General features: G+C 57.2%; 17 protein-coding genes. 9 read left to right on the top strand and 8 right to left on the bottom strand.

What is annotated here, in order from left to right; genetic code table 11:
• The first annotated feature begins 12 nt into the window (after nucleotides 1-12).
• Entirely contained in the window at nucleotides 13-957 is a 945-nt protein-coding gene (locus DFP90_RS14325) for a M14 family metallopeptidase (RefSeq protein ID WP_115937170.1), read from the top strand.
• Nucleotides 958-967: 10 nt separating this feature from the next.
• Here the strand turns inward: DFP90_RS14325 and DFP90_RS14320 are convergent, their stop codons facing one another.
• Complete coding sequence (locus tag DFP90_RS14320; protein WP_115937169.1) at nucleotides 968-1,507, bottom strand: hypothetical protein; 540 nt, start codon at nucleotides 1,505-1,507, stop codon at nucleotides 968-970.
• Entirely contained in the window at nucleotides 1,504-1,977 is a 474-nt protein-coding gene (locus DFP90_RS14315) for an Lrp/AsnC family transcriptional regulator (protein ID WP_115937168.1), read from the bottom strand. Before DFP90_RS14315 ends, DFP90_RS14320 begins: the two co-directional genes overlap by 4 nt.
• 147 nt (nucleotides 1,978-2,124) lie before the next feature.
• Here DFP90_RS14315 and DFP90_RS14310 point away from each other — a divergent pair, with 147 nt between their 5' ends.
• The 4 genes from DFP90_RS14310 (at nucleotide 2,125) to DFP90_RS14295 (ending at nucleotide 4,935) form a co-directional block, all read left to right on the top strand.
• A complete protein-coding gene (locus tag DFP90_RS14310) occupies nucleotides 2,125-3,123 on the top strand; it encodes a nucleoside recognition domain-containing protein (protein WP_115937167.1) in 999 nt (332 codons plus the stop codon).
• A 79-nt stretch (nucleotides 3,124-3,202) separates the two neighbouring features.
• The gene (locus tag DFP90_RS14305) at nucleotides 3,203-4,138 is read left to right on the top strand and encodes an SPFH domain-containing protein (protein ID WP_115937166.1); all 936 of its coding nucleotides are present in this window, start codon (nucleotides 3,203-3,205) and stop codon (nucleotides 4,136-4,138) included.
• 5 nt (nucleotides 4,139-4,143) lie between these two features.
• Nucleotides 4,144-4,608 (top strand): NfeD family protein, encoded by a 465-nt coding sequence (locus DFP90_RS14300; protein ID WP_115937165.1) that lies wholly within the window; start codon nucleotides 4,144-4,146, stop codon nucleotides 4,606-4,608.
• A gap of 30 nt (nucleotides 4,609-4,638) precedes the next feature.
• Complete coding sequence (locus DFP90_RS14295) at nucleotides 4,639-4,935, top strand: hypothetical protein (RefSeq protein WP_115937164.1); 297 nt, start codon at nucleotides 4,639-4,641, stop codon at nucleotides 4,933-4,935.
• 67 nt (nucleotides 4,936-5,002) lie between these two features.
• Here the strand turns inward: DFP90_RS14295 and DFP90_RS14290 are convergent, their stop codons facing one another.
• Both DFP90_RS14290 and DFP90_RS14285 read right to left on the bottom strand, forming a co-directional pair.
• The gene (locus tag DFP90_RS14290) at nucleotides 5,003-5,299 is read right to left on the bottom strand and encodes a hypothetical protein (protein WP_147301018.1); all 297 of its coding nucleotides are present in this window, start codon (nucleotides 5,297-5,299) and stop codon (nucleotides 5,003-5,005) included.
• 68 nt (nucleotides 5,300-5,367) lie between these two features.
• The gene (locus DFP90_RS14285) at nucleotides 5,368-6,882 is read right to left on the bottom strand and encodes an AMP-binding protein (protein ID WP_115937233.1); all 1,515 of its coding nucleotides are present in this window, start codon (nucleotides 6,880-6,882) and stop codon (nucleotides 5,368-5,370) included.
• Nucleotides 6,883-7,045: 163 nt separating this feature from the next.
• On the opposite strand from DFP90_RS14285, the gene DFP90_RS14280 reads away from it, so the two are divergent.
• From DFP90_RS14280 to DFP90_RS14270, 3 genes are all read left to right on the top strand, one after another.
• On the top strand, nucleotides 7,046-7,735 hold the full coding sequence (locus DFP90_RS14280) for a rhomboid family intramembrane serine protease (RefSeq protein ID WP_181905364.1): 690 nt from the start codon (nucleotides 7,046-7,048) through the stop codon (nucleotides 7,733-7,735).
• Between the two features lie 92 nt (nucleotides 7,736-7,827).
• Nucleotides 7,828-8,397 (top strand): nitroreductase family protein, encoded by a 570-nt coding sequence (locus DFP90_RS14275; RefSeq protein WP_115937162.1) that lies wholly within the window; start codon nucleotides 7,828-7,830, stop codon nucleotides 8,395-8,397.
• A gap of 71 nt (nucleotides 8,398-8,468) precedes the next feature.
• On the top strand, nucleotides 8,469-8,816 hold the full coding sequence (locus tag DFP90_RS14270) for a TfoX/Sxy family protein (RefSeq protein ID WP_181905363.1): 348 nt from the start codon (nucleotides 8,469-8,471) through the stop codon (nucleotides 8,814-8,816).
• Nucleotides 8,817-8,855: 39 nt separating this feature from the next.
• Here DFP90_RS14270 and DFP90_RS14265 read toward each other — a convergent pair whose 3' ends face one another.
• Both DFP90_RS14265 and DFP90_RS14260 read right to left on the bottom strand, forming a co-directional pair.
• On the bottom strand, nucleotides 8,856-10,283 hold the full coding sequence (locus DFP90_RS14265; RefSeq protein WP_115937160.1) for a nicotinate phosphoribosyltransferase: 1,428 nt from the start codon (nucleotides 10,281-10,283) through the stop codon (nucleotides 8,856-8,858).
• A 92-nt stretch (nucleotides 10,284-10,375) separates the two neighbouring features.
• Nucleotides 10,376-11,497: a bifunctional nicotinamide-nucleotide adenylyltransferase/Nudix hydroxylase gene (locus DFP90_RS14260; protein ID WP_115937159.1), complete on the bottom strand. Its 1,122-nt coding sequence runs from the start codon at nucleotides 11,495-11,497 to the stop codon at nucleotides 10,376-10,378.
• A 164-nt stretch (nucleotides 11,498-11,661) separates the two neighbouring features.
• On the opposite strand from DFP90_RS14260, the gene DFP90_RS14255 reads away from it, so the two are divergent.
• Nucleotides 11,662-12,051: a RidA family protein gene (locus DFP90_RS14255; protein WP_115937158.1), complete on the top strand. Its 390-nt coding sequence runs from the start codon at nucleotides 11,662-11,664 to the stop codon at nucleotides 12,049-12,051.
• Between the two features lie 56 nt (nucleotides 12,052-12,107).
• On the opposite strand, the gene DFP90_RS14250 is transcribed toward DFP90_RS14255, so the two are convergent.
• The gene (locus DFP90_RS14250; RefSeq protein WP_115937157.1) at nucleotides 12,108-13,490 is read right to left on the bottom strand and encodes an aspartate aminotransferase family protein; all 1,383 of its coding nucleotides are present in this window, start codon (nucleotides 13,488-13,490) and stop codon (nucleotides 12,108-12,110) included.
• A gap of 299 nt (nucleotides 13,491-13,789) precedes the next feature.
• Nucleotides 13,790-14,581, bottom strand: a complete 792-nt coding sequence (locus DFP90_RS14245; protein WP_115937156.1) for a hypothetical protein — start codon at nucleotides 14,579-14,581, stop codon at nucleotides 13,790-13,792.
• Between the last annotated feature and the right edge of the window lies 1 nt (nucleotide 14,582).

Below are 14,582 nucleotides of genomic sequence, written 5' to 3'. Positions count from 1 at the left end.
CAAGAATGAACCATGATGAGATTTGACGTCGAATATCAGGCCCCGGATATTTCCGCCTATCGCACAGGCAATACCGGCCTGGACTATGTGCATCAATTCACTTCCGGAAAAGCAGGCCCCAACATCCTGATCACCGGACTGATCCATGGCAATGAAATCAGTGGCGCTGTTGCCCTGGATTTCCTTATGAAGAACGATATTCGACCGGATATAGGCACGCTCACCCTGTGCTTTGCCAATGTGGCGGCATACCGCTGTTTCAATCCGGCAAAACCCCATCTTTCACGCTATCTTGACGTGGATATGAACCGGGTTTGGTCTCGGGAGACATTGAAAAACGGGCCAGCCAGCCGGGAATTGGCCCGGGCTCGGGAAATCCTGCCCGTTGTTGAGCAGGCAGATTATCTTCTCGACATCCACTCCATGTCGGACGATTGCCAGCCCCTGGCATTGGCCGGCAAGCAGGAGAAAGGCGTGACCTTGGCGCGCGCCATTGGCCTTGCCCCCTATATCATCATGGATCGGGGGCATGCATCTGGGTTTCGCCTGCGCGATTTCGACCGGTTTTCGAGTGGCTCAATCCGGCCGGCATCGATATTGATGGAATGCGGTCAGCATTGGCGTCAGGCCACTGCTGAATTTGCCATCAACAGCTGCCTGCGTTTTATGACGGCAACCGGCATTCTCGAGCAGGAAAAAGCCGCCCCGTGGCTGACCCTGCCATCGGCCCGCAAGGAAAGAGTGCTTGACGTCACCCACACGGTCACGGTGGAACATGAAGCCTTCTTCTTTACCAGATCCGTTCAGGCGATGGAGCGTATCAAACGGGCCGGAACCGAATTGGGCCTGGATGGCGTGACCCCGGTTGTCACCCCTTATGACGATTGTTTCCTGGTCATGCCCCAGCCCGGCGCGCCACGCGGCAATACCGCCGTCCGCATGGCCCGATCGATCTAATTTCGGGTCATCAATGCATCACACCTGAAGGACCATCGGCCATGCCTGCTTTCGCCGGTTCCAAGGCCCATTTGGCCTTGGCCATACCTTCCGTCACCAGATGAACCAGCATCCGGAAATCGGACGGCCCCAATGAAAAAGGCGCTTCCAGATCATCCGGGTTCAGAAAAACCAGCCGGATCCGCCCATTCTTCAAGGGCGTGAATTTGATCTTCACTGCCAGCAGGGGGCCGTCCTTTGGAAAAGGCTCCAGTCCATCAGCATGATAGGGGATGGAAAGATCCGCCTGATGCATGGCTGCCTCTTCCTTGAAATCCTGGATCGCTTTTTCGGCCGGGTCGCGATACTGGCCGTCTTCCAGAAGTTCATAGAGCTTGTCGCGGGCCTGGAAGAAGTTTTTCACCATCCGCCGGGTTAGCCAGATCCGGCTATCCCGGCCGTCACAAGCAATCCGGAGCAACAGCCTGTCTTCCATATGCTGATAACTGATCGAAATCTGGGACTGGGCGGCGGCACCGCTGCTGTCTGGTACGGGAGAGTCTACGGTCATTGATCCTGTCCGATTACATCTGTCGGGATGGCTGTATCGCATTTCCTGGCCTCCCGCACGAAATAAGTATAATAGCGAGCCACCATGGGATCCTGTCCAAACAGTTCTTCCGACACGTCCTGATATTCCTCCATATCGCGCAGGTTCAAGATAACAAAGGCATCTTGTTCCCCTGTAGTGCCATAAGCCTGGGCCACACGGGGATCCTCGACGACCCTGGCCATCCAGTCCACCCCGACCCCACTGCCATGATGCACCAGTTCCACCGATATGATCACCTTGAGATTGCGGCCCAATTTCCGGGGATTGGCCAGTGCCACCCGGCGTTCAATCACCCCGGTTTCCTTCAGCCGCTGGACCCGGCGCAGGCAGCTGCTGGCCGCCAGACCGACCTTATCCGCCAATTCCGAATTGGTGATATCCGCATCCCGCTGCAGCAGATCCAAGATCCAGCGATCAATCCGATCCATGTAATAAATCTCACAAAAATTGCCAATCAACCGAATAATATTGCAAAATAAACTAAAAATCGATCACCAATTCGAACCCTCTTCCCGTAAGACTTGAGTGAGAGTCGGCATCACTTTCATATGCTCAATTGTTACGGGACATCTTCGATGAACAAGATCCTTTTGCCTCTGCGCCAAATCCTGGCCGACAGTCTAAAACTCTATTGGCAGCTTGTGAAAATCATGCTGCCGGTCATGATCCTGGTCGAGGTGGGTATCCGTTTTGGCTTGGTTGATCTGCTCTCCGCCCTGTTTGCGCCGCTGATGGATCTGGTCGGCCTGCCGCCGGAAGCGGCCATCATCCTGGCCACCAACCTGCTGGTTGGCATCTATGGCGGAGCAGCCGCCCTTGTGACATTGCTGCAGGATATGTCGCTCACCACCGCCCAGGTCACGGTACTGGCCGGCATGATGCTGACCGCCCATGCCCTGCCGATCGAACAGCGTATCATCCAGAAAACCGGCTGTGGACTGGGGTTGACCACCCTGTTTCGGCTGGCGGCCATGGCGGCTTATGGCTATCTGCTTCATTGCCTCTATGCGGCCACAGGCTGGCTCGGCGGCGAGGCGGTTGTCATCTGGGCAGCAGAAACCGATAGCGGGCAGATGGGTATCATTGATTGGGCAATCGCCAGCGCACAATCCCTCTTTTCCATTTTCTGGGTCATCCTGGCGCTGCTCACCGGGCTGAAGCTCATGGAAGTATCCGGGCTTACCGGTTGGCTGACCCGGATACTCGCACCAACGCTCCGGTTGTTCGGCATTGGGCCCAATGCAGCGCCTCTGACCATGGTGGGCGTCCTGTTGGGCCTTACCTTCGGGGCAGGCCTGATCCTGCAGGAGATTGAAAAGGGCCATTTGAAACCGCGCAGCATTTTCCTGGCGACCTGCCTGTTGATCCTCTGTCATTCCGTGATTGAGGACAGCCTGATCGCCATGGCCATGGGTGGCCATTGGTCAGGTGTCCTGGCCGGGCGCATTCTGTTTACCATCGCAGTGATGGTGCCGCTGGGGCTGTTTGTCCATGCCCTGCCGGATCACCTGTTCCATCGCTTCCTCTATCGCCGGAAATCCGCACGGCCAGACGTGTCCGCCCCGGCGGTATAACAGCCTGTTTTTCTTGTTTGCCATCGCATTAGGCCCTATATCCATTAGAAGGATAAACAAGATTTCATAGGGGGATGAGATGGATTTTGGCATCGGCCTTCCGGGTATTTCCACGATCGTCATTACGCTGCTGGCGCTGTTTCTGCTGTTTCTGGCGGTCAAGGCCGTGCCGCAGGGCATGGAATATACCGTGGAGCGGTTCGGCAAATTCACAAGATCCCTCACCCCCGGACTGCATCTGATCGTACCGCTGATTGACAAGATCGGACAGGAGGTCAACATGCGTGAGACCGTCCTGGACGTGCCCAGCCAGGAAGTGATCACCCGGGACAATGCCCAGGTCACCGTTGACGGCGTGGTTTTCTTCCAGGTCCTCGATGCGGCCAAGGCTTCTTACGAAGTCAACAACCTGGAACGTGCGATCCTGAACCTGACCATGACCAATATCCGGACCGTGCTGGGCTCCATGGAAATTGACGAGCTGCTTTCCAACCGGGATGAGATCAACAAGCGGCTGCTGGGTGTGGTCGACAATGCCACCGACCCCTGGGGTGTTAAAGTCACCCGCATTGAGATCAAGGATATCGCCCCCCCGAAGGATCTGGTGGATGCCATGGCGCGCCAGATGAAGGCCGAACGTGAAAAACGTGCCACCATTCTGGAAGCCGAAGGCGAAAAACAATCCCAGATTCTGCGCGCCGACGGGGAAAAGCAGGCCGCCATCCTGGAGGCTGAAGGCCGCCGGGAAGCCGCCTTCCGGGATGCTGAGGCCAGGGAGCGTGAAGCCGAGGCGGAAGCCAAGGCAACCGCAGTTGTATCCGAGGCCATCGCCTCCGGCAACGCCCAGGCGATCAATTATTTTGTTGCCCAGAAATATGTCGAGGCCATGTCGCAATTCGCCACCTCGCCGAACCAGAAAACCCTGCTGTTGCCGTTGGAAGCGACAGGCGTTATCGGCTCCCTGGCCGGTATCGCCGAAATTGCCAAGGAAACCTTCGGCAAGGATAAGGCCTAACCATCATGACCCTTGAAGAGCTTCTCAGCAGGATGGAATTTTGGCACTGGGTGATCGCCGGTGCCGTGCTGATGATTCTGGAACTCGCCATCCCCGGCACAGTGCTGCTCTGGTGCGGTATATCCGCCGTGGTGGTCGGCCTGCTGCAACTGGCCATTCCGGGCCTCGCCTGGGAAATCCAGCTTTTGATATTCGGTATCCTCTCCCTGGTCACCGTGGTCGGCTACCGGGTCTGGCTGCGCCGCCACCCGATTGAAAGCGCCGACCCGACCCTGAACAAGCGCGGTGCGCAATATATCGGCCGTGAGGTCAAAGTCACCGAAACCCGGCTGGGCGGGCGCGGCCGCGCCAACCTGGATGACAGCAGCTGGCTGGTCAAGGATCCATCAGGCAGCGAGCTGGACATGAATGCGACATACCGCGTCACCGGGGTTGAGGGCGCGACCTTGCTGGTTGGGCGCGACCACTAACGCCACCAATTTCGGCGAGAGGCCTTTCCAATGGATGATGAACGCATGACACCCAAAGAGCTGGATTCAATGATTAAGCATCTCGCCGTTTCATTGGAAAAGCCGGTATACCCGGATCCGATGGAAGCACCATGGATTGCGCTTCCCCATATCAAGGCTGGATCTATCGGCTGGCGTATGGGCGGCGGTGAAGATTATTTGTCTTATTTTTCGGACTGGTTCAGCCAGCTCTCCCCGGACTATCAAAACAACTATTGCCAAAACAATCCAGAACCGGAGGGATGGCAGGGTTTCTATGAACGCAGGAAAACCAGCCAGCAGAGATAATAATCGATAGAAAACAACATCCTGCACATCGTCTATGGCCTGGCTACAAGAACCACCGCCTACTTCCTCAGCCTTCCGTGACCGGGCGCAAGGCTTTCCAATGCCGGTCGGTCCAGATCTCGATCGCTTCCGCATCCCCCTGCCAGGCATCATGGGCCAGAAGCTCGCGCACCGCATCCCGCAACAGGTCCAGATCCCCTTGCAGGCGCTCAATTTCTGCCGCCTGCGCCTCGATCCTGTCCGCCGCCTGCTGGCTCAACGCATCCGGCTGTTTCAGTAAGCGGCCACCCGGCCGGTTCAGGCTGCGGGTGGAGGATTTACGCGCACGCAGCTTGCTCAGCAGCTCCTGATCGCCTCTGGTCATTCTCTTGATCTTTCCTTCCATTGATCATGCCGGTTATCAGCAATCTTTCATGGCTTTGCAAGCTGCCGTCACGGAAAGGACCGGGCCTGATCCCTCTGCCGAAGTTCTGTTTTTAGAATCTTGCCGTAATTGTTCTTTGGAAGATTCTCCACATAAATATAGGCTTTGGGCCGTTTGAAACGGGCTATCTGGCGGATGCAATGGGCATCAAGCGCCTTTTCATCGGCGCTGCCCACCACATAGGCCACGACAATTTCGCCCCATTCCGGGTCAGCGCGTCCTATCACCGAACATTCATGCACATCCGGATGAGTCAGCAGGCATTCCTCCACCTCGCGGGGATAAATGTTGCTCCCCCCCGAGATGATCACATCCTTGGACCGGTCCTTGAGTGTGATGAACCCATCCATATCCATGCAGCCCATATCCCCGGTCCTTAACCATCCTGCCCGGATGGTCTTTTCAGTGGCTGCGGCATTCTTCCAATAGCCCAGCATCACCGCATCACCACGAACGCAGATCTCGCCCACCTCTTCCGGTGGCAGGGGATCACCCGTATCATCCATCACCGCCACCTCGACCATGCTGTTGGCCAGGCCGACGCTGGCCAATCGCTCCCGGCGCCGGACATGGCGTTCATCACCAATCACGTGGCGGGTCAGCACCGTGATGGTCATAGGGCTTTCGCCCTGGCCGTAGATCTGGGTCAGTTTGGGTCCGAACCGGCGCAGAGCCAATTCCGCATCGGCCACATACATCGGCCCGCCGCCATAAATGATGTTTTTGAGCTTTCCTGTGCCGAGGTCGGTTTCATGATCCATCAGGCGACGCACCATGGTCGGCGCGGCAAACATGGCCACCCGGTCCCAGTGCTGCAACAGATCATAAATCTCCGCCGGATCAAAACCGCCGCTTTCAGGGATAACATTGATGCCCAGATTACAGATATGAGGCAGCGCATAGAGGCCCGACCCATGGCTCATAGGGGCCGCATGCAGGATCGTGTCACCGGGGCGCACCTCATCCACATCCGCCAGATAACCCATGGTCATCGCCTGCAGATTGCGGTGGCTAAGCATCGCGCCTTTCGGTTTGCCCGTCGTGCCGCTGGTATAGAACAGCCAGGCCATGTCATCGCCCGCTCGCGGTGCGACGGCAAGAGGGTCTTCAAACATCAATTCATCATAGTCATCCCCGCCGATCACAATCAGATGCGCAACCGTCTCCGGCAAATGCTCGCGCACTTGATCCGCCAGCTTTGCCGAAACCAGGCATATCCTGGCGCCGCTATCCTCCAGGAGGAACGCCAGTTCCCGACCGTGCAGCTTGGCATTGGCCGGCACCGCGACAGCCCCCGCATGCCAGATCCCGAACAGGCATTCCAGGTAATCAGCCGAATTTTCGGAAATCAAGGCGACCCGGTCATCCGGCTTCAACCCCAATGGCCCGGTGAAGCCGCCTGCCAGCCTGGCCGCACGTTCGGCCAGCTGGTCATAGGTCATGAAAACCCGGTCGCCAATCGCGACCGCCGGGAAATCCCCGTGGGCCGCTCCTGCCCGATCCAGCCAAATGGCGAGATTCATTGCCGCCCTCTCCCAAATATGTTTTTCCAACCTGCGATTATGGCCATTCAACAGCCACGATGCCAATACCCATGACCGGGTAAGCTTCCAGATTGTCAAACCCGTGCGTCCTCCCTATCTTCAGAGGAAAGAGACGCCCCCCCGTTTTTTCAGGACCTGCCCTTTGTCAGATCATTCCTCTCCCTCTCAACCGATTTTCCTGATCCCCGGCATCATCAAATGGCTGGCGCTTATCACAGTCGGCATACATGCCCTGCTGGAATTCGGCCCGGCCGAGCTGACCCGGAAAGTGGATATGACCCTGGCCTATATCCCCTTGCGTTTTGCCCACAGCCAGCTGATGTCCGTTGATCCGCTGGCCACTTTACTATCTCCGGTCGGATATGCGCTGCTGCACGGCAGCTGGACCCATGTCCTGGTGAATATGGCCATGCTGCTGGCGCTGGGCAGCGCTTTGTTGCGCCAAGCCGGCAGCGCCTTTTTCCTGTTGGTTTATATTATCGGTGCCCTGGCGGGGGCCGCCTCCGTCTCGCTGCTGTTTCCGGAAAGCATGCTGCCGGTGATCGGGGCATCCGCGGCTGTGTCCGGGCTGATGGGCGCATTGATCGGATTTGCCTTGAAACCGATTGCCACCAGCGCCCACCGCCAACCTGCCTTTTTCCGAACCCGTAAACAGACCCTGACTTTCCTGGTCGTTTGGGTCGCGGTCAATTTATTATTCGGAATCCTGCCGGCCTCAGCCTTCGGTGTGCAGGGCCGGATTGCCTGGGAGGCCCATCTGGGCGGCCTGGCCGCGGGCTTGATTCTGGGGTGGTTGCGCCAGACCAGCCTCGCCCGCCAGCAACAGGAATAGGCGGCCTGAGATCCAGCCTTTTTCCTTTTGCAATTAATAACTATATTCAACAAAGTTTATTAGAATAAGGCCTCTAACAGTTGGGACAGTCCATGGATATCATCAGCGCCATCAAGAACCGCCAATCCGTCAAAGCAGCCCTGCTGGCCGATCCGGCCCCCAATGACTCGGAATTGCGGGATTTGCTGGAAGCCGGCATGAGCGCGCCGGATCATGGCGCGGTCCGTCCGTGGCGTTTCAAAGTGATCCGCGGCGATGACCGGATGCGCCTGGCCGATCTGTTCGAAGCCGCCTTGCGGGCCAAAGAACCGGATGCCGATGCGGAAATGATCGCCACCCTGCGCTCCAAGCCGATGCGTTCCCCCCTGATTGTGGCGGTCTGCGCGGTGATCACCGAAAACCACCCCAAGGTGCCGCCGGTGGAACAGGTGGTCGCCACCGCCTGTGCCACCCAGAATATCCTGCAGGCGATTGACGCCAGCCCGTTTGGCGGCGTGCTGCTGACCGGCTGGACCGCCCAGGACGTGATCGTCAAGGAAGGCCTGGGCCTGGCCCCGAAAGATGAAATCATCGGCTATCTCTATTTGGGCACGCCAACCGAGACGCTGCGCGCCAAGAAACGCCCCGAGGTCGATCCGTTCATTGAAACCTGGCCAGCCTGACAATCGATTGGCGCCATGGCATGGAACCGGCTATCCTGCCCCTGAAACAGAAAGGGGGAAGGGCCAAAATCATGCCATTTGACTCAGGTCTGGCCGCGAGGCTGGAGGAAATCATCACAGACCGCTTCGCCCCTATCGGCGGGCTGAGCGAAACCCGCATGTTTGGCGGCTTCGGCTATATGCTCAATGGCAATATGTGCCTTGGCATCCACAAAGACACCCTGATCGTCAGGGTCGGCCTGGAATGCGCGGATGAAATCCTGGCGGAAGATCATGTGGGGCCGATGAACCTGACCGGGCGGGTGATGAAAGGCTGGGCCACGATCCAACCCGCCGCCATGGAGGAAGATGACGCGCTCGCGCGCTTTGTCCGGCTGGCGATCGATTTTGTCTCCACCCTGCCGCCGAAAGAAAAATAGGGCCGCCCGTCAGGCGGCCCCGGTTTGATCAGCGTTTGGTCATGCAACCGCTTTAATCTCATCCACCTTCTCAAATTCCGCCCCGGCACGCGCCCGGATTTCATTGAGATTGTAGAGTTTCAAGATCCGGCCATCACGGAAGACTGTTTTCAAAAGATCCTCCTGCTCCGCATGCCGATCCTCACGGCGGATCGTTTTATATTCACCTTGCTCCAACACAAGGGCCAGCCTGCCCTTTTTCGATCTCTTTCCCGGGTCCGTGACCGGGTCCTTGAATACATCGCGCCAGTATCCGTCCACCTTGAGCGCGGAACATTTCATGGCAAATTTCAAGCTGTCCCGATTGACCTGCTGCAACAGGCCGCCGCCCATGCCAAAGGCAATATTGTCGGCGGAGAAGCCCGCTGCCATAAGGTTTTCCAGGATTACGGGAAGGCTTTCGGCCGTGATGCCATCCCCTTGGATCACCCGGACAGCCGGGTTCAAAACCTTGTACCCAAGGGCATTCAAGTGATAGCCAAATTTCCCGGCCAGGATACTGATCACCTCTACCGGCACCGTCAGCGGATCACCGCTATCCGGTCGGACCACCAGGGTAGCACCGCTTTCCAACACGTCCTTCTTCAGGCGGCTGCCCCATAATTCCTCTGCCGCGTGATAAATGTCATAACTGTCGGAGACACAGGCAACCAGGCTGCCAGGCTTGGCAAAACGGGCCAGCATATTGCGGAAGGCCTCTTCCTCTCCATCGGGCCCGCCCCAGCTCGTGATGGTGGAATGTTCCGAGGCCGGGATCGAAAATCCGGCCATCGGCTCATTATAATAGCGCCGCGCCGCCAGGGCGCCGGCCACCGTGTCCGTGCCGGAGAAATTCACCAGATGCGCCATGCCGCCCAAGGCCGCACTTTCCTGGGAAGAGACACCCCTGGCGCCAAAATCGTGAAGTTTAAAGGCGATCTGTCCTGCCGGATCCTCACTGGATTTGAGCAAGGCCTGCCAGATTGCCCGCTTGGCGAAATAACTGTTGGTGGCAACCGCCGTAGGATACCAGACCGCGCGCAGCAAAGCCGTCTCCAGATAGCTCGTCACCCAGGCGCATTCAGGATCCGTATTGACCACCTCCACCATCACATTGCCGTTTGGCAAAATCGTGCCTTCCGCGACCGCCCGGATTTCAACCGGCAGATAGCCTTCATGCGCATTGAGGATATAGAGCCAGCCTTCCCGGTTGAACGGTTCGCCATGAGTTGCCCAGAACTGCTCCGCTTCATCGATCATCGCAAGCGTGACGGGTTTCGTCAGATATTCTTTCAGGAAGGCCTGAAGCCCGAAGAAAACCGCCTTGTCCCAGCCCCGGTCGGACCCGCGGGCTTCAATATAGGAAGATTGCTCCTCCGTGCCCGGCGGCAGTTGGAGATAGTGGGAGGCTTTATAGGAATCGGTATTGAGAATGATATTGTCGAACATCGCAAAGCTCCTTTGCAATCAAGGGAGAGGTTAGGTCTGTCCCGGTCCCTCCCGGTTGGTGCCGCGGCCGGGTTCCCCGGCCTTGGCATTCATCAGATCCGGTCTTCCTTCAACCGGGATTTCATCACCTGGATGATGTGATAATGATCCTCAAAAATCTCACGCGGCTTCAAGCTACCCAGCGGCAGCCACGCCGCATGGGCCGCATCATCGCCCCCCTTAACCTTGGGCAGCGGTCCGTCTGGCAGTTTGATCAGATAGGCCTGGGTGAGAATGCGCCCGCGGGCTGAGCGGTGCGGGTCGTCGAAAGTTTGCACTGCCTGAATATTGCCCTTGAGCACCGGTGCCGGCACTTTGAGGCGGGTTTCCTCCCGCAATTCCCGGAGCATGCTCTCGATCAGCGTTTCATCCACATTGAGATAGCCACCGGGCAGCGCCCACAGGCCTTTTCCCGGCATCGCCCCCCGGCGCACCATAAGGATATGCCCGGACTGGATCACCACAGCATCGACCGTGTTGAAGGTCGGCGGATAGGGAAGCTGTTCGAACTGTTTCCTGAACTTGCGTATAAACTCACTTTCCGCCACCAGGGCACGATAGGATTCGTCACGCAGGAAATCCTTAAGAAAGTCCACAACCGCTTCGGGCATGACATGATCCGAAATGATCGGGTTGGACCGGAAATAGTCACGCCGGATGTCAGTGGAGTTATAGATCACATCCTGCCGCACATTCTCGGAAGCCCATTGCGGGAAGAGATTGAGATAATAGCTGCTCTCATCTTTGGAATAGCCGATCAAACCGACCCGGCTGTCCCCGAATCCATAATCACACACCACACTGGCGACCGATGACTGGATCTGCTCGATCCAGGCTGTGTCATTATAGGTGTGATCCTGGATCTGGATGAAAACAACCCGTTCCCGCTCGGCCGCGCCCAGCGAATCTCTGATGCTGGCAATCCGTTCTTCCGCGGTGAATGGGTTCCGGCTGGAGCGGGCGGCATCACTGGACCCGACACAGATGATCAATCGCTGTGAGAGGGCAAGCGCCCGTTCAACCACGGCCAGATGGCCATTATGAAACGGCTGGAACCGCCCGATGAAGACAAGGAAATCATATTTCCAGGCCTTGCGCGCGACAGTTTGATCTTTAAGGGAGAGTTTCGTGGATGAATCCTTTGCTGGATTCGCATTCAGCCCTTGATGGGACATGACAAAGCTCCTTTGCCAAAGGCACCGGTTGGTCTATCCAGATGGTGCCTGTTTATGTTCAATTGCCAGCGATCCGCTGACATATTGACCATAGACTGTCATTTTTCCGGGCACAAGCTTTAATTCTCAATTTGAGTATAAAAATCACAAAGGGGCAAACCGTCATGAATCCAATCATTCCGAAAGGACTGGAAAGCAACTATACCGACTGGCATTTCTCTCCCGCCGTGGAGAGCAACGGTTTTCTATTCCTGTCCGGCTGCACGGGCAGCAAGCCAGGCGGCGGGATTGATGACGGGATCGAAGCCCAGACCAGACAGGCCTTTGCGAAAATCGCCCTCTCCCTGGAAGCCGCCAGCGCCGGATTTTCCGACATTGTCGAGATGACAAGCTATCATGTCGGCCTGCAATCCCATCTGGAGGCTTTCAAACAGGTGAAAGATGAATTCATCACCGAACCCTACCCCGCCTGGACCGCGATCGGTGTTTCGGAACTGGCGGTGCCCGGTGCCATCATCGAAATTCGGGTGATTGCCAGAAAAACAACCGTGTAAATCAAAAAAGGCCCCGGATGGTTCCGAGGCCTTTCTCGCGATTGGGATGAGGGTGATTACATCACGCCCAGTTCCTTGGCGGTCGCATCCAGGCATTCGCGCGCGGTCGCAACCAGATGGTCGATCTCGGCTTTGTCAATGATCAGCGGCGGCGCGCAGACCATCACATCACCGCAGGCGCGCATGACCACATTGCGCGCGAAGAAGTTATCGCGGCAGATGGTGCCGGCACGGCCTTCGGGCTCGAACCGGGTATGCGCCGCCTTGTCATTGGTGATCTCGATCGCGCCCAACAGGCCAAGCGTGCGGGTCTGGCCGACAATCGGGTGGTCATTGAGTGTTGCCAGCTGCTGCGCCAAATAGGGGCCGGTCTCGTTTCTGACTTTTTCCACCAGGCCTTCGCGCTCAATAATCTCGATATTGCGCAGCGCCACCGCGGCCGCCACCGGATGACCGGAATAGGTATAGCCGTGGTAGAATTCACCGCCCTTTTTATAGAGCGTGTTGTAAACACGATCGCCAACACCGGAAGCAGAGATTGGCAGATAGCCGGAAGACAGGCCCTTGGCCATGGTCACGATATCCGGTTTGATGCCCAGGGTCTGATGGCCGAACCAGTTGCCGGTGCGGCCGAAACCGCAGATCACTTCGTCACAGATCAGCAGAATGTCATATTGCTCGCAGATCCGGTTGATCTCGGCCCAATAGGTTTTTGGTGGGATGATTACGCCACCCGCCCCCTGGACCGGCTCACCGATGAAGGCGGCCACATTATCCGCGCCCACTTCCAAAATCTTATCCTCAACCGCCTTGGCAGCCACCAGACCAAATTCATCCTCATCCATGCCAACGCCTTCCTTGAACCAGTAAGGCTGTTGCACATGTTCAATGCCGGAGATTTCCAGGCCCGCCTGCTTATGCATGGCGGACATACCGCCCAGTGATGCACCGGCGATGGTCGAGCCATGATAGGCATTGTTGCGGGAGATGATGATTTTCTTGTTCGGCTTGCCTTCCAACTGCCAGAAATGGCGGGCCATGCGCAGGTTGGTGTCATTGGCTTCCGAACCGGAACCGGAGAAGAACACATGGTTCATGTCATCCGGCAGAAGGCTTGCCACCTTGGCCGCCAGCAATGCCGCCGCCGGGGTCGAGGTCTTGAAGAAGGTATTGTAATAGGGCAGCTCATTCATTTGCTCGGCCGCAACCTCGGTCAGCTCTTTGCGGCCATAACCCACATTGGTGCACCACAGGCCGGACATGCCGTCCAAAATTTTCTCGCCGTCAATATCATAGAGATAACAGCCGTCGGCGCGCACGATCATGCGGCTGCCGCCCTCGCCTTCCAGGCCTTTATGATCGGTGAAAGGGTGCATGTGATGGGCGTTATCGAGCCGCTTCAATTCGGCTTTATCGTAATTTTTCAAAATATTGGTCATAGGAATCCTCAAAAGGAAATTAGCCTGGAAAAGGGCTTAAAACGGCGGGCAATCCGATCGTCAGGGGTTGTAGTCAATGCGTGCGCAGGTGATCAGCAATTCTGATCTGCGGCATTGGGGCCTGCCTGTATGACATCGGCGATGAGGCAACGGTTCTTGCTCCCGGATTGATCTTAAAACAGCTGTATTATCTGGAACAGCCATAATGTGATCACATTTTACAAGAGCCCGCCCGTGAGATCAAAAGGTTTTTGATGATACTCGATCGGAAATGAATGATGCTCCACTGCCGCATAAGCTCATGGGGCCTCCAGCCAGGTTTGGCGATCTTCCGTTTCTGGGCGGAAATAGGCGATCATGCGGCCATCCGGCCCTGCCTGTGCATCTTTCCCCCAAGGCGCCATGCCGTGAATGCTATGGCGATGCGCCAGATAGGCCTCGCCCGGAGCCGCCGCCAGTTCAACCCGCCGGCAGGTCTCAAAGACTTCGCGCCTGGCCGCCTGATAAATCTCGGTCAGGTCCACCTGGTCCCATTCGCTTTCGGAAAGGCCGGAGAATGCCTTTTTCAGGGCATCCCCGATAATCCTGTGCGAGCCTTCCCAGATCACAAATGGGGAAGCCCGGCCCCTGGTTTCCACTAGGGGAATGCCGAGCACAAAACGGTGAAACTGTTTGAGATAGCGCCGCCGGTCCGCCCCAACATGAAGCAGCCCGTCCAGATGGGCCGCGTCCCGGTTCATCCGGAAGCGGTAAACCCCATCTGATTCGCCCGCCATGGGTTGAGGGTAACCGGGATAACAGACCGAGACCTGCGCCCGGTCCAGGGAAAAGGCCTCATTGCCGGGCAGGGTGCGGATAAAATCCATGGCGCCCCCCGCCAGTTCCGGCCCGCCCTCAACCCGGCCCGCCGGATCATTGGGCAGGACATGCACGCCAACAAACCAGGTCCGGCCATAGCGGAACCATTCTTCATTGGCGGGATCGGTCACGGTGGCACGCGCCGGCTTCAACGCCGCATCGACCCAGTCTTTCAACCGGAAATCAAAGGGAAAACGGCACCAGCCCAAATCTTCAAAATGCTGCGTCAACATG

The sequence above is a fragment of the Aestuariispira insulae genome (assembly GCF_003385955.1).
GTDB classification, from domain to species: Bacteria; Pseudomonadota; Alphaproteobacteria; order UBA8366; family Aestuariispiraceae; genus Aestuariispira; species Aestuariispira insulae.
This window is presented reverse-complemented; position numbering and strand designations above follow the sequence as displayed.

What these genes read in the sequence shown, in the direction of transcription:
- DFP90_RS14300 (WP_115937165.1), top strand. Translation starts at nt 4,144, where the DNA reads ATGACCCTTGAAGAGCTTCTCAGCAGGATGGAATTTTGGCACTGGGTG.
- DFP90_RS14255 (WP_115937158.1), top strand. Translation starts at nt 11,662, where the DNA reads ATGAATCCAATCATTCCGAAAGGACTGGAAAGCAACTATACCGACTGG.
- DFP90_RS14295 (WP_115937164.1), top strand. Translation starts at nt 4,639, where the DNA reads ATGGATGATGAACGCATGACACCCAAAGAGCTGGATTCAATGATTAAG.
- DFP90_RS14265 (WP_115937160.1), bottom strand. Translation starts at nt 10,283, where the DNA reads ATGTTCGACAATATCATTCTCAATACCGATTCCTATAAAGCCTCCCAC.
- DFP90_RS14325 (WP_115937170.1), top strand. Translation starts at nt 13, where the DNA reads ATGATGAGATTTGACGTCGAATATCAGGCCCCGGATATTTCCGCCTAT.
- DFP90_RS14250 (WP_115937157.1), bottom strand. Translation starts at nt 13,490, where the DNA reads ATGACCAATATTTTGAAAAATTACGATAAAGCCGAATTGAAGCGGCTC.
- DFP90_RS14275 (WP_115937162.1), top strand. Translation starts at nt 7,828, where the DNA reads ATGGATATCATCAGCGCCATCAAGAACCGCCAATCCGTCAAAGCAGCC.
- DFP90_RS14315 (WP_115937168.1), bottom strand. Translation starts at nt 1,977, where the DNA reads ATGGATCGGATTGATCGCTGGATCTTGGATCTGCTGCAGCGGGATGCG.
- DFP90_RS14290 (WP_147301018.1), bottom strand. Translation starts at nt 5,299, where the DNA reads ATGACCAGAGGCGATCAGGAGCTGCTGAGCAAGCTGCGTGCGCGTAAA.
- DFP90_RS14305 (WP_115937166.1), top strand. Translation starts at nt 3,203, where the DNA reads ATGGATTTTGGCATCGGCCTTCCGGGTATTTCCACGATCGTCATTACG.
- DFP90_RS14245 (WP_115937156.1), bottom strand. Translation starts at nt 14,581, where the DNA reads ATGTTGACGCAGCATTTTGAAGATTTGGGCTGGTGCCGTTTTCCCTTT.
- DFP90_RS14285 (WP_115937233.1), bottom strand. Translation starts at nt 6,882, where the DNA reads ATGAATCTCGCCATTTGGCTGGATCGGGCAGGAGCGGCCCACGGGGAT.
- DFP90_RS14310 (WP_115937167.1), top strand. Translation starts at nt 2,125, where the DNA reads ATGAACAAGATCCTTTTGCCTCTGCGCCAAATCCTGGCCGACAGTCTA.
- DFP90_RS14320 (WP_115937169.1), bottom strand. Translation starts at nt 1,507, where the DNA reads ATGACCGTAGACTCTCCCGTACCAGACAGCAGCGGTGCCGCCGCCCAG.
- DFP90_RS14260 (WP_115937159.1), bottom strand. Translation starts at nt 11,497, where the DNA reads ATGTCCCATCAAGGGCTGAATGCGAATCCAGCAAAGGATTCATCCACG.
- DFP90_RS14270 (WP_181905363.1), top strand. Translation starts at nt 8,469, where the DNA reads ATGCCATTTGACTCAGGTCTGGCCGCGAGGCTGGAGGAAATCATCACA.